The following is a 23,595-nucleotide window of genomic DNA, read 5'->3' as shown; positions in this document are numbered from 1 at the left end:
ATTCTCACCGAACAAAGCCAGTCGCTGACGCTATGTCACCACCGGACCGGTCCGGACAGTAATCAGGTCAACGAACGATGCTTACCGGGGTAACGACCTCACAACACAGCCGATGTGCTGTTCGCTTGGAACCATCGCGGGGTCTAACCTGCCGGTGCTCGCGGCAAATGCGCGAGAGTCCCGGATTCGCTGGGACTATCCAGACATGGGAGGAACAGTGCACCAGCGTTCCGTAGTACGGGTCGGCGCGTCGCTGATCGTTGCGTCGTTGGCCTTGACTGCCTGCGGCTCACGCAGTGGCAACGACTCCGGGGGGGACTCCGGAGGCTCGACCAAGACCGCGAAGATCGGCGTCATCGCGCCGCTGTCCGGAGACTTGTCGGCCCTGGGTCTGGGTATCCAGCACTCCGTCGAGCTGGCCGTGAAGCAGGCCAACGACTCCAACGCGATCCCGGGCTGGAAGCTCGAGGTGGATGCGAAGGACGACGAGGCCAAGACCGAGCCGGGCAAGAACGCCGCCACGGCCCTGGCCAGTGACAAGGACGTGATCGGCGTGGTCGGCACGCTGAACACCAGCGTCAGCCAGCAGGTCCAGCCGGTGCTCGCGCCGAAGAACATCGTCCAGGTCTCGCCGGCCAACACCGGCCCGGGCCTGACCCAGGGCGCGAAGTGGCAGACGGACCCGAAGCGTCCGTACCCGACCTACTTCCGGACCTGCACGACGGACGCCGTCCAGGGTCCGTTCGCGGCGCGGTACCTGTACGAGACCGCGAAGATCACCAAGGTCGCCACGATCCACGACAAGAAGGCGTACGGCCAGGGTCTGGTCGGCACCTTCACCGAGGAGTTCAAGAAGCTCGGCGGTCAGGTCGTCACGGCGCAGACCATCAACCCGGACGACTCGAACTACCAGGCCGTCATCTCCGCGGTGAAGCCGTCCAACCCGCAGGCCGTCTACTACGGCGGTGAGTACCCGAACGCGGGTCCGCTGTCGCAGCAGATGAAGGCCGCCGGCCTGAACGTCCCGCTGATGGGCGGCGACGGCATCTTCGACCCGAAGTACATCACGCTGGCCGGCAAGACCAGCGACGGTGACCTGGCCACCTCGGTCGGTGCGCCGGTCGACAGCCTCGAGTCGGCGAAGAAGTTCGTCGCGGACTACAACGCGCAGAAGTACAAGGAGCCGTACGCCGCGTACGGCGGCTACTCCTACGACGCCGCGAACGCCATCATCGAGGCGCTGAAGGTGTCGCTGAAGGACGCCAAGGACGTCGAGTCCGCCCGGCAGGCGACGGTCGATGCCATGAGCAAGGTCTCCTTCGACGGTGTGACCGGCAAGGTCGCCTTCGACCAGTACGGTGACACCACCTCCAAGGTGCTGACCGTCTACAAGGTCGGCGGCGGCAAGTGGGCCACCGTGGAGACCAAGGACTTCGAGAGCAAGTAAGCAGAGTCGACCTCATGTCTCGGGGGTGGGAGCGATCCTCCCACCCCCGTGGCGTGTCATAAACCGAGGCAGATGGGAGGTCGACGTGGACCAGTTCTTGCAGCAGCTCGTCAACGGGTTGACCTTGGGCTCGCTGTACGCCCTGATCGCGGTCGGGTACACCGTCGTGTACGGCATCGTGCAGCTCATCAACTTCGCCCACGGCGAGGTGTTCATGATCGGTGCGTTCGGCGCACTGACGACGTATCTGTTGTTCTTCAACGGTGATACCAGCGTCTGGATCCTGCCGGTGATGATCGTCGGCGCCATGATCGCGTCCGTCGGCACCGCCGTGGCGATGGAGCGTGTCGCGTACCGTCCCCTGCGGAACGCGCCACGACTCGCACCGCTGATCACGGCGATCGGTATCTCCGTGTTCCTGCAGGAGTTCGTCCGGCTGTTCTACGACCAGCCCGAGTGGACGGTCGTGGTGCTCACGGGTCTGGCGATCGGCATCGGTTACCTGATCGGCGGGCGGGTGGCCGGGATCGACCTGAACCACCCGGTCTCCAAGTGGTTCGACCGCGCTCCGCTGCTCGGTGCCGCCGGCGGCGCTGTCGCGGTGTGGGTCGTCGTACGGCTGGTCGACCCCGACCTGAACGCCCTGCTGATCATCGGGGTGGTCGTGCTCGGCGCCCTGGTCGGTACCGCGATCGGGTGGTTGGCCGGCGCGGCCGTACGGCGTCGCGTCCGGAGCCAGACGCCGGTACCGGCGATCGCCGCTGCTGCTGCCGGCGCGGTCGTGGTCGCGGAAGTCAGCTGGGTGCTCTACGCGAAGCTGATCAGCACCGTCGACTGGCCGAGCGCCAAGCTGCGCATCCCGTTCCCGCAGATCGATGTGGTGACCGGCACGGCGCTGCAGGTCGGCGGTGTGACCATCCAGCGGTCCGCGATCTTCACGATCGGGGCGCTCGCGGTCTGTTCCGTCCTGCTCTGGTTCTTCGTCAACCGGACCCGGATGGGCCGCGGTATGCAGGCCGTGTCGCAGGACCCGGACACCGCGCGGCTGATGGGGATCAACGTCGACCGGATCATCGTCGTCGCGTTCGCACTCGGTGCGGTGCTGGCGGCGATCGCCGGTGTATCGCAAGGGCTGCAGAACACCAACATCGAGTTCCGGATGGGCTTCCTGGCCGGTCTGAAGGCGTTCACCGCCGCGGTGCTGGGCGGTATCGGCAACATCTTCGGCGCCGTCGTCGGTGGTCTGGTGCTCGGCGTCATCGAGGCGATGGCCACCCAGTACATCCCCGGCCAGTTCGGCGGTAGTACCTGGAAGGACGTCTGGGCCTTCGTCATCCTGATCCTGGTTCTGGTGTTCAGGCCGCAGGGCCTGCTGGGCGCGAGGGTGGTGGACCGCGCATGACCGACGTACAGGCTCCTGTCGACGACGTCGCCGAAGCACCGGTGGCGAAGCCGGGCAAGCCGATCGCATGGCCGCTGGGCCTGGTCGGCGTGGCACTGGTGATCGTCGGATCGTTCCTGTCGTGGAGCTACGACGGGTCGATCCTGAACGACCTCTCGATCAACTTCTACCCGGGCGGCCTGCAGATCCTCGCGATCATCGTCGCCGTGCTCTCGCTGGTGCTGCTGCTGGCGGAGCGGGGCCCGCTGACCAAGCTGGGCTCCTGGCTGGACGCGACGCTCGGCCTGCGGGCCTTCGGCGTCGGCCTCACGCTGTACATGGTGCTGGTCATCGTCGCGATCTCGGTGGAGTCCGACGGCCTGATCAACGTCAACCCCGGTGCGTACGTCACGCTCGCCGGTGCCGCGTTGATCGCGGTCTCGGCGTACCTGCTGCCGCTGCACCAGTTGCGGGACATGAGCCACGCGCGCCTGCCGGACTGGCTGGAGATCTTCCTGATCTCCGCGATGATGGCGGTGGTGCTCTTCCTCGCGGCGTACGCGCTCGGGCTGGGCGACGCGTGGTCGTTCATCCTGTGCCTGGTGTTCGTCGCGACCGGCGCGACCGGGCTGTTCCGGACCGGTGCGATGACCTTCATGTCGCACGCCGGGCAGCGGCACCGCAAGGTGCTCACGCTGGCGGCGTTCGCGGCGGCGTTCCTGTTCCCGTTCACGCAGAACGGCTCGGACGCGAACATGTCGATCGCGGGCTCGGTGCTGGTCTTCAGCGCGACCGCGATGGGCCTGAACATCGTGGTCGGCCTGGCCGGCCTGCTGGACCTCGGGTACATCGCGTTCCTGGGCTCCGGTGCGTATGTCGCCGCGACGTTGTCGACGTCGGCGTTCGCCACCATCAACTGGAAGCCGCCGTTCCTGCTGGTCATGCTGATCGGCGCCGGTGTGGCGGCCCTGCTGGGCCTGATCATCGGGTCGCCGACACTGCGGGTCTCGGGTGACTACCTGGCGATCGTGACGCTCGGGTTCGGTGAGATCTTCCGGTTCTCGATGTTCAACCTGGACGGCAACAACGGCCCGAACCTGACCAACGGGCCGAACGGTATCCCCGGCATCCCTGACCTGGAACTGTTCGGGTTCAACTTCGGCGACGCGCACACGGTCGCCGGCATCGAGCTCGGCCGGTTCTCGAACTACTACTTCCTGCTGCTGCTCCTGCTCGGCTTCGTCATCCTGACGTTCGCCCGGCTGAACAACAGCCGGATCGGGCGTGGCTGGGTGGCGATCCGGGAGGACGAGAAGGCCGCCGAGGCGATGGGCGTGAACGTCTTCGGGCTGAAGCTGCTCGCGTTCGCGGTCGGCGCCTTCCTGGCCGGTCTGGCCGGCACCATCAAGGCCCACCAGGACGGCGCGGTCAGTCCGGACCAGTTCATCTTCCTGGAGTCGGCGTTCCTGCTCGCCGCGATCGTGCTCGGCGGTATGGGCACCATCGCCGGTGTGCTGCTCGGTGCGACGATCCTGAAGCTGCTGCCGGAGAAGCTGCGGTTCTTCTCGGAGTACCGGCTGTTCCTGTTCGGCATCCTGCTGGTCCTGATGATGCGGTTCCGTCCCGAGGGCCTGGTGGCGAGCAAGCGGCGCCAGCTCGAGTTCCACGAGGAAGACGAGGCGTTGGCCGTCGAGGTCGAAGAGGAACGGCTCGCTGTCGAGGAGGCGAAATGACGGTGACCGACACCCAGGACACGGCCGAGCGTTCGATCGGCGCCCCGGTTCTGGAGGCCTCCGGCGTGACCATGCGGTTCGGTGGTCTGCTGGCGGTGAACGACGTCAACCTGACGGTGCGCGAAGGGGAGATCGTCGGCCTGATCGGTCCGAACGGGGCCGGCAAGACGACGTTCTTCAACTGCCTCACCGGGCTCTACAAGCCGACCAGCGGGCAGGTCCGGTTCTCCGGTACGCCGTTGCCGCCCAAGCCCCGGGCCGTGGTCCGGGCCGGGATGGCGCGGACGTTCCAGAACATCCGGCTGTTCGCGAACATGACCGCGCTGGAGAACGTGATGGTCGGGCGCTACTGCCGGACCAGCTCGGGCGCGATCACCTCGGTGCTCCACGGCCCGAAGTTCCGCCGCGAGGAGGCGGCCTCCCGGGCCCGGGCCCAGGAGCTGCTCGATTTCGTCGGACTCGGCAAGTTCACCGAGCACCTGGCCCGGAACATGCCGTACGGCGACCAGCGCCGGCTCGAGATCGCGCGGGCGCTGGCCACCGACCCGAAGCTCATCCTGCTGGACGAGCCGACGGCCGGTATGAACCCGCAGGAGACCCGGCAGGCCAGTGACCTGATCTTCAAGATCCGGGACTCCGGCCTGTCGGTCGTGGTGATCGAGCACGACATGCGGTTCATCTTCAACCTCTGCGACCGGGTGCTCTGCCTGGTCCAGGGCCAGACCCTGATCGAGGGCACGCCCGACGAGGTGCAGTCCGACCCGCGGGTCATCGAGGCCTACATCGGCACCGGCGAGGACGAAGAGGACGAGGTACCCGGAGGGGAGGTCTGATGGCCGCGATGCTCGAGGTCAAGGACCTGGAAGTTGCCTACGGCAAGATCCGGGCCGTGAAGAAGATCAGCTTCAGCGTGGAGCAGGGGCAGGTGGTGTCGCTGATCGGCACCAACGGCGCCGGCAAGACCACCACGCTGAAGACGATCTCCGGCCTGCTCCGGCCGACCGGCGGCGAGATCTGGTTCCAGGGCGAGCGGATCGACCACGTGGCGGCGCACGACATCGTCACCCGCGGTCTGGCGCACTCGCCCGAGGGCCGGCGGATCTTCCCGCGGCTGTCGGTCGAGGAGAACCTGATGCTCGGCGCGTTCGCCCGCAGGGACCCGGGGGGTGTGCGGACCGACCTGCAGGCGGCGTACGACCTGTTCCCGATCCTGGGGGAGCGGCGCAAGCAGCCGGCCGGCACGTTCTCCGGCGGTGAGCAGCAGATGCTGGCGATGGGCCGGGCGATGATGAGCCGGCCGAAGCTGCTGATGCTGGACGAGCCGTCGATGGGTCTGTCACCGATCATGATGAAGCGGATCATGACCACGGTGACCGAGTTGCAGGAGCAGGGCACGACGATCCTGCTCGTCGAGCAGAACGCCCAGGCCGCGCTGAAGCGGGCCGACTACGGGTACGTGCTCGAGGTCGGGAAGATCGTGCTGTCCGGCACCGGCCGCGACCTGCTGGTGAACGACTCGGTCCGCAAGGCCTACCTGGGCGAGGACTGACCCGGGACCGACGCGGGCGTTGCTGGTTCAGTTGCGGATGACAACGAGCAGCTGAACCAGCAACGGCGCGACGAGCAGTGCGGGCAGCAGGTCGGCCACGGCGACCTGCTTGAGCTTCAGAAGTCTGAGCGCGACACCGATGAGCATCACGCCGCCGGTCGCGCCGAGCGCGGTCACATGGGCGTCGGGCAGGACGTCGCCGAGGATCGCCCCGACCGCGGTCATCGATCCCTGGACCACCAGGACGACCAGCGCGGACGCCGCCACGCCCCAGCCGAACGACGCGGCGAAGGCGATCGACGCGAAGCCGTCGAGCACCGCCTTGAGGAACAGTTGGTCGGCGCCGCGGCCGAGCCCGTCGGACAACGAGCCGAGGAACGTGAGCGGGCCGACGCAGAACACCATCGAGGCGGACACGAACCCCTCGACGAAGGTGCTGCGGCCCTCGCCGCGGTCGAACCGGCGCTGCAGCCAACCGCCGAAGTCCTCCAGCCGTTGCTCGATCCGCAGCAGCGAGCCGATGATCCCGCCGATCAGCATCGCGCCGAGCACGATCAGGATCGGCGCGCTGTCGCCGACGGCGTCGCTGAGCACGTCGTCGCTCACCGTCAGTGCCCCACTGATCGCGATCAGGAGCGTGACCAGGCCGAGCGCGTCGGTGACCAGGTCGCGGGTGCGGTGACTGAGGCGGTGTCCGACGAGTACGCCGAGTACCGAACCGACGAGCACCGTCGCGACGTTCACGACGGTCCCGATTCCGATGAACAAACTGGTCTCCAGTCAGAGGTCGTCAGCTTTGCATGTGACCCCCGAGGGCCTACTGTTGCGCGAGGACGAGCGTATCGGCCCGTCTGTTCACCTCGGGGGTGGACCGGACCGGGAGGTCGCTGTGGTGGCTGCCGTCGAGGTGAGGGACGCCCGGCCGGAGGACGCCGGTGCCCTGGTGGCGATGTGGCGTGAGCTCAGCACCGCCGCGGGTCTGCCGTCCCGGCTCCCGGCCCCGCCGTCGGTGGCCGCCGCGGAGGTTGCCGTCAGCAAGAACCTGGACGATCCGTTCGGCCGGTTGCTCGTGGGCGAGCTCGACGGCGAGGTGCACGGGATGGCCTACCTGCGCCGGACCGCGATCAGCCCGCTGCACGACGACACCACGGTCACGATCGAGTACCTGCACGTCAGCGACACGTCCCGGCGGCACGGCCTCGGCAAGGCGCTGATCGCGGAGGCGGTCTCCTGGGCCGAGCACGAGAGCTGCCTGCACCTGGCCGTGGTCGCGCCCGCGATCGCCCGTGAGGCGAACCGGTTCCTGGCACGGCTCGGGCTCGGGCAGGCCGGCGTCCTGCGGTTCGCGAACACGCACACCGTGCGCCGCCGGCTGAACGCCGAGCACGCGCCGAACCTGCTCGCCCTGCTGTCGTCGCGGCGCTCGGCGATCGCCCGCCGCGCGGTCAGCTCCCGGGCGGAGCCTGAATCAGCTGGCAAGTGATCCGGGCGGTGCAGACCCGCTTGTCCCGCTCGTCGGTGACGATCACCTCGTACGACGTGGTCGTGCGGCCGAGGTAGATCGGGGTCGCGACGCCGGTGACCACCCCGTCGCGGACCGCGCGGTGGTGGGTCGCGTTGATGTCCACACCGACCGCGACCTTGCCGTACGTCGCCGCGTGCAGGGCGGACCCGATCGAGCCGAGGCTCTCCGCGAGCACGCAGGACGCGCCGCCGTGCAGCAGCCCGTACGGCTGGGTGTTGCCTTTCACCGGCATGGTCGCGACCACCCGCTCCGCTGTCGCCTCGGCGACAACGATTCCCATTGTCTGCAGGAGGGTGCCCTCCAGGCTCATACCCGGTCCGAGGTTCGATTCATCTGTCACGGAAGCAGTGTGTCAGAACTGTCCCCGGGAACCACTAGAGTCGGTATGTGGCTGCAGAGACGGATACGACGACGATGACCAAGGATTCGGCGACCCCCGGTGCGGGGCGACCGCGGATCCTGCTGCTGGACGGGCATTCGCTGGCCTACCGGGCGTTCTACGCGCTCCCGGTGGAGAACTTCTCCACCACCACCGGCCAGCACACCAACGCGGTGTACGGGTTCACCTCGATGCTGATCAACATGCTCCGTGACGAGCAGCCCACGCACGTCTGTGTCGCGTTCGATGTCTCCCGCAAGACCTTCCGCACCGAGCAGTACGCGGAGTACAAGGCCGGCCGCTCGAAGTCGCCGGACGAGTTCAGCGGCCAGATCTCGCTGGTCAAGGAGGTGCTGGAGGCGCTCCGGATCCCGACCACGGAGATCGACGGCTGGGAGGCCGACGACATCATCGCGACGCTCGCCACCCAGGCGTCCGAGCAGGGCTTCGAGGTGCTGATCAGCAGCGGTGACCGGGACGCGTTCCAGCTGGTCAGCGAGGACGTCACGGTGCTGTACCCGAAGCGCGGCGTGTCCGAGATCGCCCGGATGGACCCGGCCGCGATCGAGGAGAAGTACGGCGTCGGCCCCCGGCTGTATCCGGATCTCGCCGCGCTGGTGGGGGAGCAGAGCGACAACCTGCCCGGCGTGCCCGGTGTCGGCCCGAAGACGGCGGCCAAATGGCTGAACCAGTTCGGCTCGCTGAACGACGTGGTCGACCGGGTGAACGAGATCAAGGGCAAGGCCGGCGAGTCCCTGCGTGAGCACCTCGCCGACGTGATCCGGAACCGGCAGATCAACGAGCTGGTCCGCGACCTGACCCTGGACGTCGCGGTCGACGACCTGGCCCGGGTGCCGTGGGACCGGGAGAAGGTGCACACGCTGTTCGACAGCCTCGAGTTCCGGGTGCTGCGCGAGCGGCTGGTCGCCGAGCACGAGGAGGTCGACGCGACCGTCGACCACGGGTTCGAGCTGGACGGTGCGCAGCTGAAGCCGGGCGAGGTCGGGGCCTGGCTCAAGGAGCACGTGAGCACCGGCGAGCGCGTCGGTGTCGCGGTGCAGGGCAGCTGGGGCGGCGGCACCGGTCAGATCACCGGGCTGGCGCTGGCGAACACGTCCGGCGCGGCGGCCTGGTTCGACCCGACGACGATGACGCCGGACGACGACTCGGCGTGGCAGGCCTGGCTGGCCGACGAGAAGCAGCCGAAGGCGCTGCACGACGTGAACGGCCCGCTGCTCGGGTTCCTGGAGCGCGGCTGGACGCTGGCCGGCCTGAGCTCGGACACGCAGCTGAGCGCGTATCTGGTCCGCCCGGACCAGCGGGCGTACGACCTGGCCGACCTGACGGTCCGCTACCTCAAGCGCGAGCTGCGCAACGAGGAGGCGGAGAACGGCCAGCTCAGCTTCGACGACGTCGAGGGCGGTCCGGCCGCCGACCACACGATGCTGCGCGCCCGCGCGATCGCGGATCTCGCCGACACCCTCGACGCCGAGCTCGAGAAGCAGGCCGGCACGGCGCTGCTGGCCGACGTCGAGCTGCCGCTGATCCAGGTCATCGCCGGGATGGAGCGCGACGGGATCGCGGTCGACCGGCCGTACCTGGAGGAGCTCGAGAACCGGTTCGCGACCGGCGTCCGGGAAGCGGCCACGGCGGCGTACGAGGTGATCGGCAAGGAGATCAACCTCGGGTCGCCGAAGCAGCTGCAGGTGGTGCTGTTCGACGAGCTGCAGATGCCGAAGACCAAGCGCACCAAGACCGGCTACACCACGGACGCCGACTCGCTGCAGGCGCTGTTCGAGAAGACCGAGCACCCGTTCCTGGCGTACCTGCTGGCGCACCGGGACGCGACCCGGCTGCGGCAGACCGTCGAGGGGCTGCTGAAGACGATCAGCCCGCGCGACGGCCGGATCCACACCACGTTCAACCAGACCATCGCGGCGACCGGGCGGCTGAGCTCCACGGAGCCGAACCTGCAGAACATCCCGATCCGCACCGAGGAGGGCCGCCGGATCCGGCAGGCGTTCGTGGTCGGCGACGGCAACGAGTCGCTGATGTCGGCGGACTACAGCCAGATCGAGATGCGGATCATGGCTCATGTGTCGCAGGACCAGGGTCTGATCGACGCGTTCAACTCCGGGATGGACTTCCACTCGGTGACCGCGTCCCGGGTGTTCTCGGTCGAGCCGTCGGCGGTGACCCAGGAGCAGCGCGCGAAGATCAAGGCGATGAACTACGGCCTGGCGTACGGCCTGTCGGCGTACGGGTTGAGCCAGCAGCTGAAGATCGGCGTCGACGAGGCCAAGGGCCTGATGGACGAGTACTTCGAGGGCTTCGGCGGGGTCCGGGACTACCTGCGGTCGATCGTGATCGACGCCGGCAAGACCGGCTACACCGAGACCATCCTGGGCCGCCGGCGCTACCTGCCGGACCTGACCAGCGACAACCGTCAGCGCCGTGAGATGGCCGAGCGGATGGCGCTGAACGCGCCGATCCAGGGCTCGGCCGCCGACGTCATCAAGATGGCGATGCTCAAGGTCGACCGCTCACTGCGCGAGTCCGGCCTGAAATCGCGGATGCTCCTCCAGGTCCACGACGAACTCGTCTTCGAGATCGCCCCCGGCGAGCGCGAGTCACTCGAGGAACTCGTCCGCCACGACATGGGCCACGCCGTCGACATGGCCGTCCCCCTCGACGTCTCGGTCGGCGTCGGCCGCACCTGGCACGAGGCCGCGCACTAAGAGGTCGCGAAGACCGGGGCCGGGCCGGGGGAGAGGGCGTTCTCGATGCAGATCCGGTCCCGGTCCGGTAGGTCCGGGAGGTTGTTCAGCGGCCACCAGCGGACGTCGAGGGACTCGTCGTCGTTCACGCGGGGCTCGCCGGCCACGGCGCGGCAGCGGAAGCAGAGGTCGAGGAACTGGACCTGGTCGCCGTTCGGGTAGCTGCTGGGCGGCAGTGACTCGAGGCTGACCAGGCGCTCGACGACGGCCTCGACCGCGGTCTCCTCCTGGATCTCGCGCACCAGCCCGACGGCCGGCTGCTCGCCCGGCTCGAGGATGCCGGCGACCAGGCTCCACCGGCCGTTGTCGGCGCGCCTGACCAGCAGGACCTCGCCGCGGCCGTTCAGCACCACCCCGCTGATCCCGGTCAGCCACAGCAGGTCGTTCCCGATCTTCTGGCGCAACTCGAGGATGAACTTCGGCGTCGGCATGCCCAGCACCCTACCCAGGCCGGTCCAGGGACCTTTCTTCAGCGCAAGGAATTTGGGTGACCACACGTAAGCGGTAACCGCTTGCCGCGCAAGATGCGAACAGTGATCGATCGATTCCTTTCAGTGGCGGCGAGCTCTTCCGTAGCGTCCTGATCTATGTCATTCTCCCGGGCAAAGATCCGAGATCCTATTGGATATCCGTATCGGATCTCGTATCGACCTCGTTCCGACCAGCCGCCAGGAGGAACCATGCCGAACGACGACGCGCGCAAGGGGCTCAGCCGTCGATCACTCATCGCGGGGGCGATCGGACTGACCGCGGCGACAGCCGGCGGCGGTCTGCTCAGCGGATGCAGCGGCTCGAGCAGCGCGAGCAGTGGCACCGGCGGCGCGGGGCAGGCCGCGCCCAGCGTCACTCTCGGCCCGAAGCTGACGACCGTGCAGTACCCGGAGGGGTACGTCGGCCCGGTCGCCCGCGAGCTCAAGCCGATCTCCTCGGAGAAGGTCACGTTCAAGATCGTCGTACCGCAGGACGTCACGATCGGCGACTGGCGGACCAACGCGTTCACGAAGTGGCTCGAGCAGAAGACCAACATCCACATCGAGTGGAACCAGATCGGCGGTACCGACGACGACATCATGACCAAGGTGAACGCGATGATCGCCGCCGGCGACATCCCGGACGCCTTCATGGGGATCCACTTCACCCGGTCGCAGCTGTTCCTGTACGGCCAGCAGGGCCTGTTCACCGACGTCGACCAGTACATCGGCTCGTACGCGCTGAACCTGCAGCAGGCGATGAAGGACTACCCGGATGCCCGCAAGCTGGTCCAGGCGCCGGACAAGAAGATCTACTCGTTCCCGAACGTCAACGACTGCTACCACTGCCGGGCGAGCAACGGGCGCACGTTCCTGAACACCGATTGGATCGAGCAGGTCGGGCTGGGCGTCCCGGAGACCACCGACGAGTTCGTCGAGCTGCTGCGCGCGTTCAAGAAGGCCGACCTCGGCGGCAACGGCCGGACGATCCCGTTCTGCGGCTACAAGGACGCGCCGCTGGACACGTTCTTCATGAACTCGTTCCTCTACAACCCCGGCGATCCGTGGCTGGTGGTGAACGACGGCAAGGTCGACGTGAGCTTCACCAAGGACGAGTGGCGCGAGGGCCTGAAGTTCATCCACGGGATGTACGCCGAGGGCCTGATCAACAAGGACGTGTTCACGGCCGACCAGGACCAGATGGACCGCTACGGCAACGCGCCGGGCAAGCCGATCATCGGCGGCGCCCGCTCGTACTACTGGGGCGGCTTCCTGGACATCGACCAGAAGGACCCGAACGCCCGCTGGCGCAAGTATCTCGCGATCCCGCCGCTGAAGGGGCCGAACGGCGTCCGGTACGCCGCCTGGAACTACCTCGGCGTCGGCGTCGAGGTGGCGAAGCTGGTGATCACCAAGAAGTGCGCGAAGCCGGAACTGCTGGTCCAGTGGGCCGACGCGCAGATGGAGCTGGAGGCGATCCTGCGCGGGTACGGCGGCCCGAAGTTCGAGTGGGCCAAGAAGGGTGAGCTCGGGATCAACGGCAAGCAGGCGGTCTACGGCTTCTCGGCGACCTGGAACACCGAGAAGAACATCAGCTGGAGCCAGGACAACACCATGTACCGCTCGCAGGACTTCCGGCTCGCCGAGCGGGTCAACCCGAAGGACCTGACCTTCGAGAAGCCGCTCTACCAGCAGACCGTGGACAACTACTTCCCCTACAAGCAGCCGCAGGAGATGCAGTTCCCGCCGGTCACGCTGGACCAGGACCAGGCCGCGCAGGAAGCGGAGCTGAAGACGAATCTGAAGAGCGAGGTCAACCTGTCGTTCTCGAAGTTCGTCACCGGACAGCTGGACCCGAACGACGACGGCGCCTGGAACGACTTCAAGGACCGGGTCGAGAAGATCGGCGTGAAACCGTACCTGGACCTGCAGCAGGCCGCCTACGAGACCTACAACGGATGAGTGCCGCCGGGACCCTGCCGCCGGACGAGCGGCGGCTGGGCGGAGGCGCGCCGATCCAGGACACCCGCGGCGACAAGATCGCTCTCGCCTGTATCTACACGGCCCTCGGCCTGTTCTGCCTCGCGATCCTGTACCCGATCGTCTACGTACTCAGCGCCTCGGTCAGCAACACCAAGAAGGTGTCTGCCGGCGAGGTGTGGCTGTGGCCGGTCGGCTTCACGCTGGACGCGTACAAGGCGATCTTCGACTACGACTCGATCGTCAGCAGCTTCGGCAACTCGGTGTTCTACGCGGTCGCTGGCTCCTGTGTCGCCACGGTCCTCACGCTGCTCGCGGCGTACCCCCTGTCCCGGAAGGGGTTGCCGGGCAAGGGGCTGATCATGGCGGCGTTCGTGTTCACGATGATGTTCAGCGGCGGGCTGATCCCGACGTACCTGGTCGTGGATCAGCTCGGCCTGCTGAACACCCGCTGGGCGATGATCCTGCCGACCGCGATGGCGGTCTGGAACGTGATCATCACCCGGACCTACTTCATGGTGACGATCCCGGAGGAGCTGGTCGAGGCCGGGCGGGTGGACGGCTGCAGCGACTTCGGGTTCTTCTGGCGGATCGTGCTGCCGCTGAGCAAACCGATCATCGCGGTGAATCTGCTCTTCTACGCCGTCGGCCAGTGGAACACGTTCTTCAACGCGCTGATCTACCTGACCAACGAGCATCTGTTCCCGCTGCAGGTGGTGCTGCGGCAGATCCTCATCCAGAGCAAGGTCGACCCGTCGCAGATGCCCGACACGAGCAAGCTCGCGCAGCTGAAGGAACTCCAGCAGCAGCTCAAGTACTCGCTGATCGTGATCGGCATGATCCCGCCGTTGCTGGTCTATCCGTTCGTGCAGAAGCACTTCGTCAAGGGGGCCATGGTCGGCTCGCTGAAGGGATGAGCACATGACGACCTCGACACAAGCCCGTCCGACGGTCCGTGACGCCGCCCACAAGCGGACCCGTTCGGCGAAGTCCTCCGTCGGACTCGGACTCCGGATGCGGCGGCACTGGCAGCTGTACGTGATGCTCGCGCTGCCGCTGATCTGGCTGGCGATCTTCGCCTACTGGCCGATGTACGGCGTGGTCATCGCCTTCAAGGACTACAACGTCGTGTCCGGGATCCTCGGCAGCCCGTGGGTGGGACTCAAGCACTTCGACCGGTTCGTGGAGTCGTACCAGTTCTGGCGGCTGATCCGGAACACGGTGTTCCTGCACGTGTACGAGCTGGTCGCGACGTTCCCGTTGCCGATCGTCCTGGCGCTGTGCCTGAACACGGTGCGCAAGAAGTGGTTCAGCCGGTCGGCGCAGCTGATCACCTACGCGCCGCACTTCATCTCGACCGTGGTCGTGGTGGGTCTCATCGTCGTCCTGACGAACCCGAGCACCGGCGTGGCGAACAGGATCATCGGTCTGTTCGGACTCGGCCCGGTCGACTTCCTCGGTGATGCCGGGCTGTTCCGGCATCTCTACGTCTGGTCGGGCGCCTGGCAGACCATGGGATTCGCGGCGATCATCTACCTGGCCGCCTTGACCAGTGTGCCGCCGGAACTGCACGAGGCGGCGATCGTGGACGGGGCGTCGCGGCTGCGGCGGATGTGGCACATCGACCTGCCCGCGATCGTGCCGGTGGCGGTGATCCTGCTGATCCTGAACATCGGCTCGATCCTGTCCGTCGGGTTCGAGAAGGTGCTGCTGATGCAGAACAACCTGAACCTCGACACCGCCGAGGTGATCGACACCTACGTGTACAAGATCGGTCTGGCGTCCGCGGTTCCGCAGTTCAGCTACGCCACCGCCATCGGCCTGTTCCGATCGGTGATCGGGCTGGTGCTGCTGGTCGTGGCGAACACCTTCGCCCGGCGGTTCGCCAAGTCAAGCTTGTGGTGAGTCGGTGGCCTGGCGGTGGAGTCCCGCCGCCAGGACCGCCGACAGCAGCAGCGCGCAGGTGCTGGTCATCGCGGCCAGCACCTTCACGCCGTTCAGGCCGGTGGCGATCCCGGTGCCGAGCACGATGCCGGCGGCCGCCGCGAACACCACCAGGCCGATCCAGATCACCAGCGCGGCGCGCTTCTCCTGCTGCGCGATCGCGGCGTACACGACGAGCTGCAGGACGGCGTACGCGGAGCCGGAGACCGCGAACAGCCAGGTGTACGGGCCGAGCGGCGCGTACTTGTCCTCGCCGCCGATGATCGCGACGACGAGGTCGGGAAGGATCAGCGTGCCGACGACCGTGCACACACCGAGCCCCGCGACCGCCGCGATCGCCTTGCGCAGCCGCTGGGTGTCGCCCGGTGACTGCGCGAGCGTCGGGAACACCAGCACGATGACGAACTGCGGGAGGAACAGGCAGGCCTTCGCGATGATCACGCCGGCCGCGTAGTAGCCGCTGTCCGTGCCGTCGAGCAGGGCGCGGGCGAACAGCACGTCGGCGTTGGCGATGACGAAGAACGCGAGCAGCGTGTGGGTGCCGAACCCCGCTTCCCGCAGCACGGTCCTGACCTGCCCCTTGGTCGCACCGCTCGAGCCGCGGAGCGCGAAGTGGCCGATGACGATGGGTACGGCGGCGCCGAGCGCGAGACCGATCATCGCCGCGTCGAGCGTCGGGCGCAGCAGCAACGCGCCGCCGCCGAGGACGAGCCGGCCGACACCTGTCGAGGTGTAGACCCCGGCCAGCTCGGTCCAGCGTTTGCTGCCCTGGAGGACGCCGAGCTGGGCCCCCATCACCGTCAGGCAGCCGAGCGTCGGGGCGAGCAGCAGGATCGAGACCACCGAGTCGATGTGCAGCAGCCACATCAGCACCGGCGTGAGCGCGAGACAGATCACGGTCAGCCCGAGTGCCGCGCGATTGCCCGCCTTGAGCATCGCGTCCGCCAACTCTCGGGCGCCGGCACCGGAGTGCGTCGCGAGCTGCCGGGCCCCCGCCGCCTGCAGGCCGAGCGAGGCGACATTGCCGATCAGCAACAGCCCCAGCAAAGCCGTCAGAGCACCGAACTGCTCCGGCGCCAGCCGGTGCGTGCCGATCAGCGTGAAACCGTAAGCGGCCACGTTCATGATCGCCATCGCCACGGCGACCACGGTGGCCCGCCGCAGGAAGGCCAGCCGCTTGGCCTTCGGTGCACTGGCGGGAGTGGTGCCAAACGTCATTCGCGCTGCCTCGGATCGTGTGAGATTTGCCGGACCTCACGGTACGGCAACGATGCCGCCCGCGAGCCGCCGGATCCGTTAATGTCCCGCCGGTGAGGAGGTTGCGGGCGGGTAGTTCGGAGCAGGTTGTCTGGCGGGCGCGGCTCGTGCTGGGGTGCCTGGGGCTGGTTGCTCTGTGCTTTCAGCATGCTCCTGGTCAGATCGTTCCGGACAGCAGGCTGGAGTTGACCGCCGGGCCGGGTGGGTTTCTGTTGCGGGCGCTGCATCTGTGGGATCCGCACAGTCCGTTCGGTCAGCTGCAGACCGACGCTTACGGCTACCTGTTTCCGATCGGGCCGTTTCACTGGTTGCTGAACGCGCTGTCGGTGCCGGACTGGGTTACCCAGCGGCTGTGGTGGTCGCTGGTCCTGTGTGTTGCCTTCCTCGGCATCTGGAAGCTCTGCAACGTCCTGCAGTACGGCGTGCCGTGGACGCGTCTCGCGGTCGCGCTGCTGTATGCGCTGGTGCCGCGGGCGTTCGGTGAGCTCCCCACCGAGGTGTGGCCGATGGCTGTGGCCCCGTGGATACTCCTGCCGCTGGTGTCGCCACGGGTCCGCTCCGGTTGGTGGCGCGCCAGTTGGTCGGCTGTCGCGTTCGCGCTGATCGGTGCGGCCAACCCGGTCGCGGGCGCAGCGACCCTCGTCGTACCGGCGATCTGGCTGCTGGCCCGCGTCAGAGTGAAGCTGGCTGCTGTCTGGCTGGGCTTCGTCGTCGCGGTGTCGATCTGGTGGCTGGTCCCGCTGCTGATGCTGCTCCGGTACGGCGCTACGCCGCCAGGACCGCGCTGGGCGCCGGTGGCGGGCGTGGCGGTCGGCGTACCGCTCGCACTCGCTGTTGCGCACTACCTGCGTCGCTTGACGAACCTGACCGTGTCGCGAGGTGTCCACCGCCGCGTCGTACCCGTGCTGGCTACCTGCCTTGCGGTCGCTGCCGCGCTGCCTGTGCTGCTCACTCGACCGGACGGGGCCTTCGCTGCGATCCCGGCGCACTGGGAGGACGCGGCCAACTGGCTGGACGAGCAGACCGCTCCTGGCAGCGTGCTCGTGCTGTCCGACTCCAACGAGCCGCTCGCCGCCCTGGTGAAGCGACCGCTGGCTGCGCTCACGGACGACGTGCGGAACCGTGTCGACTCCGGTGTCGCTGACCAGGCGCTGCGGCAGCAGCTGACCCGCGACGGTGTCCGCTACGTCGTGGTGCGCAACGACCAGCAGGACGGTACGCCGGCGCTGGCGATCCACGAGAGCCTGGCCGACGCCGGTATCGGACGGGTCGCGTACTTCGGTCCGGCCGGAGAGACCCGCCTGCCGTATCCGAGCGTGGAGATCTACGACGTCGGAGCGACCACGCCGGGGCGGCTGATCCCACGGTCCCGGCTCGTAGCGGTCGGCGGCACCGCTGACGATGTACCGACGGTCGTGACCGCGCTCGGCGGTCAGGGCGCCGCAGTGCTCGACGCGGACGCGAAGGGCAAGCTGGACGGCCTACCGTTCATAGCGACCAGCGGTCGGCAGGCGGAGCGGCAGCCGAGTGCGGTCGTACTCCGGAACGCGCAGGTCGGCCGGTCGGCCTGTCTGCACGTCGGTATGCGGGCCCTGTGCAGCCAGGACCAGGCCAAGGACTCCGCCGAGCCGAACGGCCTGTCCCGGAGCGTCCAGCTCCCGCAGGCGGCGACGTACCAACTGCGGGGAACAGCCCTGCCGCAGGAGGGCGAAGCGCTCGAGCGGCTGCTGTCGGTGCCGGGAGCGATCACCGCGACGGCCTCGTCGCGCGCGGTCGCCGCGCCGGAGGGCCGGCCGGATGCCGCGGTCGACCGTGACCCCGGAACCGGGTGGCTGGCGGCGCCGGACGATCCGGCGCCGAGCCTGACCCTCAAGTTGCCTGCGGCAAGGGATGTGCGAGGCCTACGGTTCCTTGCCGACTCGTACGTGAGCGGTTCGCGGCCCGCCGACGTCGTCCTGCACTTCGACGGCGGCGCGCCGCTTCCCGCCACGGTCGATGCGGCCGGGTACGTCCGGTTCGCGGCGAGACACGCGCGGACCGTCAGGATCGAATTCACCGCGACGAAGCCGCTACAGGATGCTCGGACAAGCCCCGTCGGCGTGGCGGAGGTCGAGGTACTCGGCGCGGACGAGTTGCGGAAGGCGGTCGATCCGCAGCGCCGGGTGCCGGCGTACTGCGGGAACGGGCCGGCGGTCACCATCGACGGCGTACCGGCGCGGACGCAGATCGCACCGACTCTGCGGGACCTGCAGCAGCGGCGGCCGATCGCGTTCAGCCTGTGCGGACAGATGTCGAGCATCCCTCTGCGGTCCGGCCTCCACCAGCTGGAGGTCCAGGCGAACGGCGGCGTCGTGCCGGTCGAGACCACGCTGGCGAAGGCAGGGTTCGGCGACGTGTCCGTGACGCCGGTGCAGGGCGTGGACGTGTGGCGTCCGAATCCCACTGAGCTCACGGTCGAGGTGCCGGCTGCGGACGGCCAATCCGTGCTCACGGTCGCGCAGAACTACAGCGAGGGCTGGGAGGCGTACGACGGCACCGGCCAGAAGCTCACGCCGATCCGGATCGGTGGCTGGCAGCAGGGCTGGGTGCTGCCGGCCGGACCGGAGCAGGTGGTCACGGCCCGCTTCATGCCGGACCGGACCTATCGCGCCGGGCTGCTGCTCGGACTGGTCGCCCTGCTGGGGATCTTGGCCGTCGCGGTCTTCTTGCCGAAGCGCATGACAGGACGCTCGAGCAGGCGGTAACTGACAGCTGCCAGCACAACCGAGACCAGCAGCGTCAGCGGCAGCTGAACGGCGAACGGGCCGTCGATCAGCCCGAGTACGACGAACTGGTACGCCACCACGCCGTACGAGAGCGGTGCGGCGAGTCGCGCCGCCCGACCTCCCAGCACGCGGACCGTCCGGGCGGTTGGGGTCAGGACCGGGAAGAGCGCACAGGCGACGACCACGGTGTAGATCAAGTTCTTGAGCAGTGCCTGCGCCGGAGTGGGCACGGAGTGGTCGTACGGTCCGGCAAGCGGGGTCGCGGTGATCAGCAGGAGCGCCGCGGCGATTCCCCACAGCGTTGCGGGGACCCTGGTCAGCGTGTCGAGTGTTGACGGGCCGAGCCGGCCGGTGGCGCGGGCGACCTGCCACAGCGCCATCCCCATGCCGACGGCGAACCAGCCGAGGTATCCGGGCAGCCAAAGGCCCGCGTCCGGGTGACCTGTTGCGATGACGGCAGCCATCCAGACCGGTCCGAGGACGGTCAGGGCGACCAGAACAAGGAGCCGCCAGCGCACACTGCGGCGGGTGGGACGCTCGTACCCGGTCAGCAGTCGCCCTAGTCCAGGCAGCAACAAGTAGAACGGCAGCGGCGTCAGTACGGCCCAGCGAAGGTAAGTCGTCGCAGGGTCCGGGACCAGGACGATCGATAGCACCACGGCGACCAGGAGCACTGGGAGGATGCGCAGCGCCCGGCCGCGCAGGTACGGGAGGGTCAGCGGCGGCACAGTGCCCGAGAACCACGCCAGCACGTGTGGCCGGTAGAGCAGGAACCCGGACAGGGCACAGAAGACCGCCCAGCCGACGTCCAGCCGGGAGACGACACCGGCGTACGGCGCCTGGGTGTGCAGGCCGACCTGTGACACGACCACTGCGAGCGCGGCGATCACCCGCAGTCCGTCTACTGCCGGGAACCGGGTCATGCGCGCTGTCCCTTGTGTGCGGTCCAGATGGCGGTGCCGGGGACGAGAGGGCCGCGTTCGGGTCCCCAGCCGCCCCAGACGAGCTGGTGGCCGGCAGGCCATTCCGGCTCGAGCAGGTCGTCGACGACGAACCCGGCGCCGGTGAGCTCGCGGATCCAGTCGCCCGTCGTGCGGTGGTGTTCGGCGTACACCGGCGTACCGGCGGCGTCGACCTCGACGTACGGCGTCCGGTCGAAGTAGGAGTGGGTGATCCGCAACCCGGCGGCGGTCGGGTCGTCGGGCATCGTCCAGCGGAACGGGTGGGTCACCGAGAACACCAGCAGGCCGCCCGGTTTCAGGACCCGCGCGAGCTCGCGGAACGCCGTACCGGCGTCGGCCACGAACGGCAGCGCGCCGAAAGCCGAACAGGCGATGTCGAAGGTGGTGTCGCGGTAGGGGAGTGCCACGGCGTCGGCCGCCACCGTGCGGACCGCGGTGCCGGTGCGTACGTCGAGCTGCCGCGCCAGCCGGAGTTGCTCGATCGAGATGTCGAAGGCAACCACGTCGGCGCCCTGACCGGCGAGCCATCGCGAGCACTGGGCCGCGCCGCAACCGACCTCCAGGACCCGCTTGCCACGGACGGGCCCGAGCAGCTGGGCAGCCTCCTCGTCGACACCCTCCGGGCACCACACGAACCGGTCGTCCCCGAGGAAGTCACCGTGCTCGGCCAGGTACTCCGCGGCCGCCGAGTTCCAGTACGCCCGGCTGGCACGCGACGTCTGAGCCTCGGTCAGCTCTTCCCGTACCGGCCTGTTCACGCCGGACACTCTAGTGTCAGACGCATGAGTGACTTCGCGGGTACGGCGGTGCCGCTCGCCGGTGGGTACGGCGGGCAGACCTTCGCGGTCAGCGCCGGCGGTGAGGACGCCGTGATCAAGTTCTACGCGCGGGACCCCGAGCGGGCCGCCGTCGACGCCGCGCTGCTCGACCTGGTGCGCGGACTGCTGCCTGTCCCGCGGGTGCTCGACCTCAAGCGCGAGGGGTCGTACGAGGAGCCGCCGTACCTGCTGACCGAGCGCCTGCCGGGCGTCAACCTGCAGCTGTTCCTGGAGACGGCTACCGAGGAACAGCGCAGGACGGCCGGGGCGCAGCTGGGGGAGCTGTTGGCGCGGCTGAGCGGGATGCCGTTCCTGCACGCGGGGATGTTCCGCGACGGGGAGCTGACGGTCGAGCCGTTCGGCCTCGGCGACCTGACCGAGTACGTCGCTGGCCTCGCCCTGGAGCTGGGAGACGGGTTCGCGGCCGTGATCGACGAGGCGGAGGACCTGCTCGCCGCCGGCGCGGACCGGGTCTGCCTCGTGCACAGCGACTTCAACCCGAAGAACCTGCTGGTCGACCCGGACACCGCGCGAATCACCGGCCTGATCGACTGGGAATTCGCCCATAGCGGATCGCCGTACGCCGATCTCGGCAACCTGCTCCGCTTCGCCGAGGACCCGGTCCTGGCCGCGGCGGTGCTGGAGCCGCTCCGCGGAATGGGCCTCGGGGAGCGCCTGGTGGAGCTGGGCCGGGCGGCCGATCTGTGGGCGTTGCTGGACCTCGCGCAGCGGGCCGCCGAGCACGAGATCGCGGCCGCCGCGCACCGTTTGGTCTCCCGGATGGCGGACACCGGCACGCTGGCCGGCGGCCGTTCCGGCCTCGGCGTCGTACATTGAGAGCAATGGCACGTCGGGAGACCTCGGCGGGCGCCCGGTAGGCACCGGGTGCCCCAGGTTGTGCTGTCTTCGTCAAGACCGGTATTCTGTGAGTTGCGCTATGGGCCCGCGCGACCTCGGACGGAGCAGGCTCGTGCTCGCAGCAGTCGGTGGTGAATCTGTCGTCGTCAGGCAATCCCCGCGGTTTGGTGCGATCCAAAGGACCATGGGCGCAACCGCACGACACCACCAGTCCACGGAGCAACCCACCACATGACGGCCAGCATCGAGGCTCCCCTCGACCCCGCAGTGCGCAACACCCCGCAGGTAGCGGTCAATGACATCGGGTCGGAGGAAGACTTCCTCGCGGCGATCGATCAGACCATCAAGTACTTCAACGACGGCGACATCGTCGAGGGCACCATCGTCAAGGTCGACCGGGACGAGGTCCTGCTCGACATCGGTTACAAGACCGAAGGCGTGATCCCCTCCCGCGAGCTGTCGATCAAGCACGACGTCGACCCGAACGAGGTCGTCAACGTCGGCGACCACGTCGAGGCCCTGGTTCTCCAGAAGGAGGACAAGGAAGGCCGCCTGATCCTGTCCAAGAAGCGCGCTCAGTACGAGAAGGCGTGGGGCACGATCGAGAAGATCAAGGAAGAGGACGGCGTCGTCACCGGCACCGTCATCGAGGTCGTCAAGGGTGGTCTCATCCTGGACATCGGCCTCCGCGGCTTCCTGCCGGCCTCGCTCGTCGAGATGCGCCGGGTCCGCGACCTCCAGCCGTATGTCGGCCAGGAGATCGAGGCCAAGATCATCGAGCTGGACAAGAACCGCAACAACGTGGTCCTGTCCCGCCGGGCGTGGCTGGAGCAGACGCAGTCCGAGGTGCGGATGAACTTCCTCACCCAGCTGCAGAAGGGCCAGATCCGCAAGGGTGTCGTCTCCTCGATCGTCAACTTCGGTGCGTTCGTGGACCTCGGCGGCGTCGACGGTCTGGTGCACGTGTCGGAGCTGTCCTGGAAGCACATCGACCACCCGACCGAGGTCGTCGAGGTCGGCCAGGAGGTCACCGTCGAGGTGCTGGACGTCGACATGGACCGCGAGCGCGTCTCGCTGTCGCTGAAGGCGACCCAGGAAGACCCGTGGCAGCAGTTCGCCCGGACCCACCAGATGGGCCAGATCGTGCCCGGCAAGGTCACCAAGCTGGTTCCGTTCGGTGCGTTCGTCCGCGTGGAGGAGGGCATCGAGGGTCTGGTGCACATCTCCGAGCTGGCCGAGCGGCACGTCGAGATCCCGGAGCAGGTCGTCCAGGTCAACGACGACGTCATGGTCAAGATCATCGACATCGACCTCGAGCGGCGCCGGATCTCGCTGTCGCTCAAGCAGGCCAACGAGGGTGTCGACCCGGTCTCGGACGACTTCGACCCGACGCTCTACGGCATGACGGCGACGTACGACGACCAGGGCAACTACATCTACCCGGAGGGCTTCGACCCGGAGACCGGGGAGTGGCTCGAGGGCTTCGACGCGCAGCGCGAGGAGTGGGAGCGGCAGTACGCCGAGGCCCACACGCGCTGGGAGGCCCACAAGAAGCAGATCGAGGACGCCAAGACGGCGGACGTCGAGGCCGGCGAGGCTTCGTCGTACTCCTCGGCCGCTGCCCCGAAGGACGACGCTCCCGCCGAGGGTGCGCTCGCTTCCGACGAGGCGCTCCAGGCTCTCCGCGAGAAGCTGACCGGCCAGGGCTGATCCTGACCCGGTAGCCGTAGCACCCGAGACCCCCGCACCC

General features: G+C 68.1%; 19 protein-coding genes and 1 pseudogene. 14 read left to right on the top strand and 6 right to left on the bottom strand.

The window, feature by feature from the left end:
• The first annotated feature begins 205 nt into the window (after positions 1–205).
• The 6 genes and pseudogenes from ABZW60_RS22630 (at position 206) to ABZW60_RS22605 (ending at position 6,110) form a co-directional block, all read left to right on the top strand.
• Positions 206–1,447, top strand: a complete 1,242-nt coding sequence (locus ABZW60_RS22630; protein WP_355479752.1) for a branched-chain amino acid ABC transporter substrate-binding protein — start codon at positions 206–208, stop codon at positions 1,445–1,447.
• 85 nt (positions 1,448–1,532) lie between these two features.
• Positions 1,533–1,886, top strand: a pseudogene (locus ABZW60_RS22625) (branched-chain amino acid ABC transporter permease); the annotation flags it as partial.
• Positions 1,860–2,849: a branched-chain amino acid ABC transporter permease gene (locus ABZW60_RS22620; RefSeq protein ID WP_355480500.1), complete on the top strand. Its 990-nt coding sequence runs from the start codon at positions 1,860–1,862 to the stop codon at positions 2,847–2,849. The pseudogene ABZW60_RS22625 and the gene ABZW60_RS22620, both read left to right, overlap by 27 nt.
• Complete coding sequence (locus tag ABZW60_RS22615) at positions 2,846–4,561, top strand: branched-chain amino acid ABC transporter permease (RefSeq protein ID WP_355479751.1); 1,716 nt, start codon at positions 2,846–2,848, stop codon at positions 4,559–4,561. The genes ABZW60_RS22620 and ABZW60_RS22615 overlap by 4 nt, the downstream gene beginning before the upstream one ends.
• Positions 4,558–5,394 carry an ABC transporter ATP-binding protein gene (locus ABZW60_RS22610; RefSeq protein WP_355479749.1) on the top strand — a complete coding sequence of 279 codons (837 nt, stop codon included), beginning with the start codon at positions 4,558–4,560 and terminating at the stop codon, positions 5,392–5,394. The genes ABZW60_RS22615 and ABZW60_RS22610 overlap by 4 nt, the downstream gene beginning before the upstream one ends.
• Positions 5,394–6,110, top strand: a complete 717-nt coding sequence (locus tag ABZW60_RS22605) for an ABC transporter ATP-binding protein (RefSeq protein WP_355479747.1) — start codon at positions 5,394–5,396, stop codon at positions 6,108–6,110. Before ABZW60_RS22610 ends, ABZW60_RS22605 begins: the two co-directional genes overlap by 1 nt.
• Positions 6,111–6,137: 27 nt before the next feature.
• Here ABZW60_RS22605 and ABZW60_RS22600 read toward each other — a convergent pair whose 3' ends face one another.
• Positions 6,138–6,878: a DUF554 domain-containing protein gene (locus ABZW60_RS22600; RefSeq protein ID WP_355479745.1), complete on the bottom strand. Its 741-nt coding sequence runs from the start codon at positions 6,876–6,878 to the stop codon at positions 6,138–6,140.
• A gap of 124 nt (positions 6,879–7,002) precedes the next feature.
• Between ABZW60_RS22600 and ABZW60_RS22595 the strand changes: the two genes are divergently transcribed.
• Positions 7,003–7,593 carry a GNAT family N-acetyltransferase gene (locus ABZW60_RS22595; RefSeq protein ID WP_355479743.1) on the top strand — a complete coding sequence of 197 codons (591 nt, stop codon included), beginning with the start codon at positions 7,003–7,005 and terminating at the stop codon, positions 7,591–7,593.
• On the opposite strand, the gene ABZW60_RS22590 is transcribed toward ABZW60_RS22595, so the two are convergent.
• Positions 7,556–7,975 carry a hotdog fold thioesterase gene (locus tag ABZW60_RS22590; protein ID WP_355479741.1) on the bottom strand — a complete coding sequence of 140 codons (420 nt, stop codon included), beginning with the start codon at positions 7,973–7,975 and terminating at the stop codon, positions 7,556–7,558. The two genes, ABZW60_RS22595 and ABZW60_RS22590, sit on opposite strands and share 38 nt — an antisense overlap.
• Before the next feature lie 74 nt (positions 7,976–8,049).
• Between ABZW60_RS22590 and polA the strand changes: the two genes are divergently transcribed.
• Positions 8,050–10,752 (top strand): DNA polymerase I, encoded by a 2,703-nt coding sequence (gene polA / locus ABZW60_RS22585; RefSeq protein ID WP_355480498.1) that lies wholly within the window; start codon positions 8,050–8,052, stop codon positions 10,750–10,752.
• Here polA and ABZW60_RS22580 read toward each other — a convergent pair.
• Positions 10,749–11,222, bottom strand: a complete 474-nt coding sequence (locus tag ABZW60_RS22580; protein WP_355479739.1) for an NUDIX domain-containing protein — start codon at positions 11,220–11,222, stop codon at positions 10,749–10,751. The two genes, polA and ABZW60_RS22580, sit on opposite strands and share 4 nt — an antisense overlap.
• A gap of 249 nt (positions 11,223–11,471) precedes the next feature.
• Here ABZW60_RS22580 and ABZW60_RS22575 point away from each other — a divergent pair, with 249 nt between their 5' ends.
• Genes ABZW60_RS22575 through ABZW60_RS22565 form a run of 3 tightly spaced genes read left to right on the top strand, consistent with a single transcriptional unit; the run spans position 11,472 to position 15,146 of the window.
• Complete coding sequence (locus tag ABZW60_RS22575) at positions 11,472–13,223, top strand: extracellular solute-binding protein (RefSeq protein WP_355479737.1); 1,752 nt, start codon at positions 11,472–11,474, stop codon at positions 13,221–13,223.
• Complete coding sequence (locus ABZW60_RS22570; RefSeq protein ID WP_355479735.1) at positions 13,220–14,158, top strand: carbohydrate ABC transporter permease; 939 nt, start codon at positions 13,220–13,222, stop codon at positions 14,156–14,158. The genes ABZW60_RS22575 and ABZW60_RS22570 overlap by 4 nt, the downstream gene beginning before the upstream one ends.
• Before the next feature lie 4 nt (positions 14,159–14,162).
• Positions 14,163–15,146, top strand: coding sequence for an ABC transporter permease subunit (locus ABZW60_RS22565; protein ID WP_355479733.1), 984 nt, complete (start codon positions 14,163–14,165; stop codon positions 15,144–15,146).
• Here ABZW60_RS22565 and ABZW60_RS22560 read toward each other — a convergent pair.
• Positions 15,132–16,403 (bottom strand): polysaccharide biosynthesis protein, encoded by a 1,272-nt coding sequence (locus ABZW60_RS22560; protein WP_355479731.1) that lies wholly within the window; start codon positions 16,401–16,403, stop codon positions 15,132–15,134. The genes ABZW60_RS22565 and ABZW60_RS22560 overlap by 15 nt on opposite strands.
• 92 nt (positions 16,404–16,495) lie before the next feature.
• Here ABZW60_RS22560 and ABZW60_RS22555 point away from each other — a divergent pair, with 92 nt between their 5' ends.
• Entirely contained in the window at positions 16,496–19,186 is a 2,691-nt protein-coding gene (locus tag ABZW60_RS22555) for an alpha-(1->3)-arabinofuranosyltransferase family protein (protein WP_355479729.1), read from the top strand.
• On the opposite strand, the gene ABZW60_RS22550 is transcribed toward ABZW60_RS22555, so the two are convergent.
• Together ABZW60_RS22550 and ABZW60_RS22545 are read right to left on the bottom strand one after the other, a co-directional pair.
• A complete protein-coding gene (locus tag ABZW60_RS22550) occupies positions 19,084–20,130 on the bottom strand; it encodes an acyltransferase (RefSeq protein WP_355479727.1) in 1,047 nt (348 codons plus the stop codon). The two genes, ABZW60_RS22555 and ABZW60_RS22550, sit on opposite strands and share 103 nt — an antisense overlap.
• Complete coding sequence (locus ABZW60_RS22545; protein ID WP_355479725.1) at positions 20,127–20,927, bottom strand: methyltransferase domain-containing protein; 801 nt, start codon at positions 20,925–20,927, stop codon at positions 20,127–20,129. The genes ABZW60_RS22550 and ABZW60_RS22545 overlap by 4 nt, the downstream gene beginning before the upstream one ends.
• A 24-nt stretch (positions 20,928–20,951) precedes the next feature.
• On the opposite strand from ABZW60_RS22545, the gene ABZW60_RS22540 reads away from it, so the two are divergent.
• Together ABZW60_RS22540 and rpsA are read left to right on the top strand one after the other, a co-directional pair.
• Positions 20,952–21,824: a phosphotransferase gene (locus tag ABZW60_RS22540; protein ID WP_355479723.1), complete on the top strand. Its 873-nt coding sequence runs from the start codon at positions 20,952–20,954 to the stop codon at positions 21,822–21,824.
• Positions 21,825–22,076: 252 nt separating this feature from the next.
• Positions 22,077–23,555 (top strand): 30S ribosomal protein S1, encoded by a 1,479-nt coding sequence (gene rpsA / locus ABZW60_RS22535; RefSeq protein ID WP_355479721.1) that lies wholly within the window; start codon positions 22,077–22,079, stop codon positions 23,553–23,555.
• The last annotated feature ends 40 nt before the right edge of the window (positions 23,556–23,595 follow it).

Source organism: Kribbella sp. NPDC003557, assembly GCF_040610805.1.
Lineage (GTDB): Bacteria > Actinomycetota > Actinomycetes > Propionibacteriales > Kribbellaceae > Kribbella.
The sequence above is the reverse complement of the archived record's forward strand: the minus strand, read 5'-3'. Positions and strand labels throughout refer to the sequence as shown.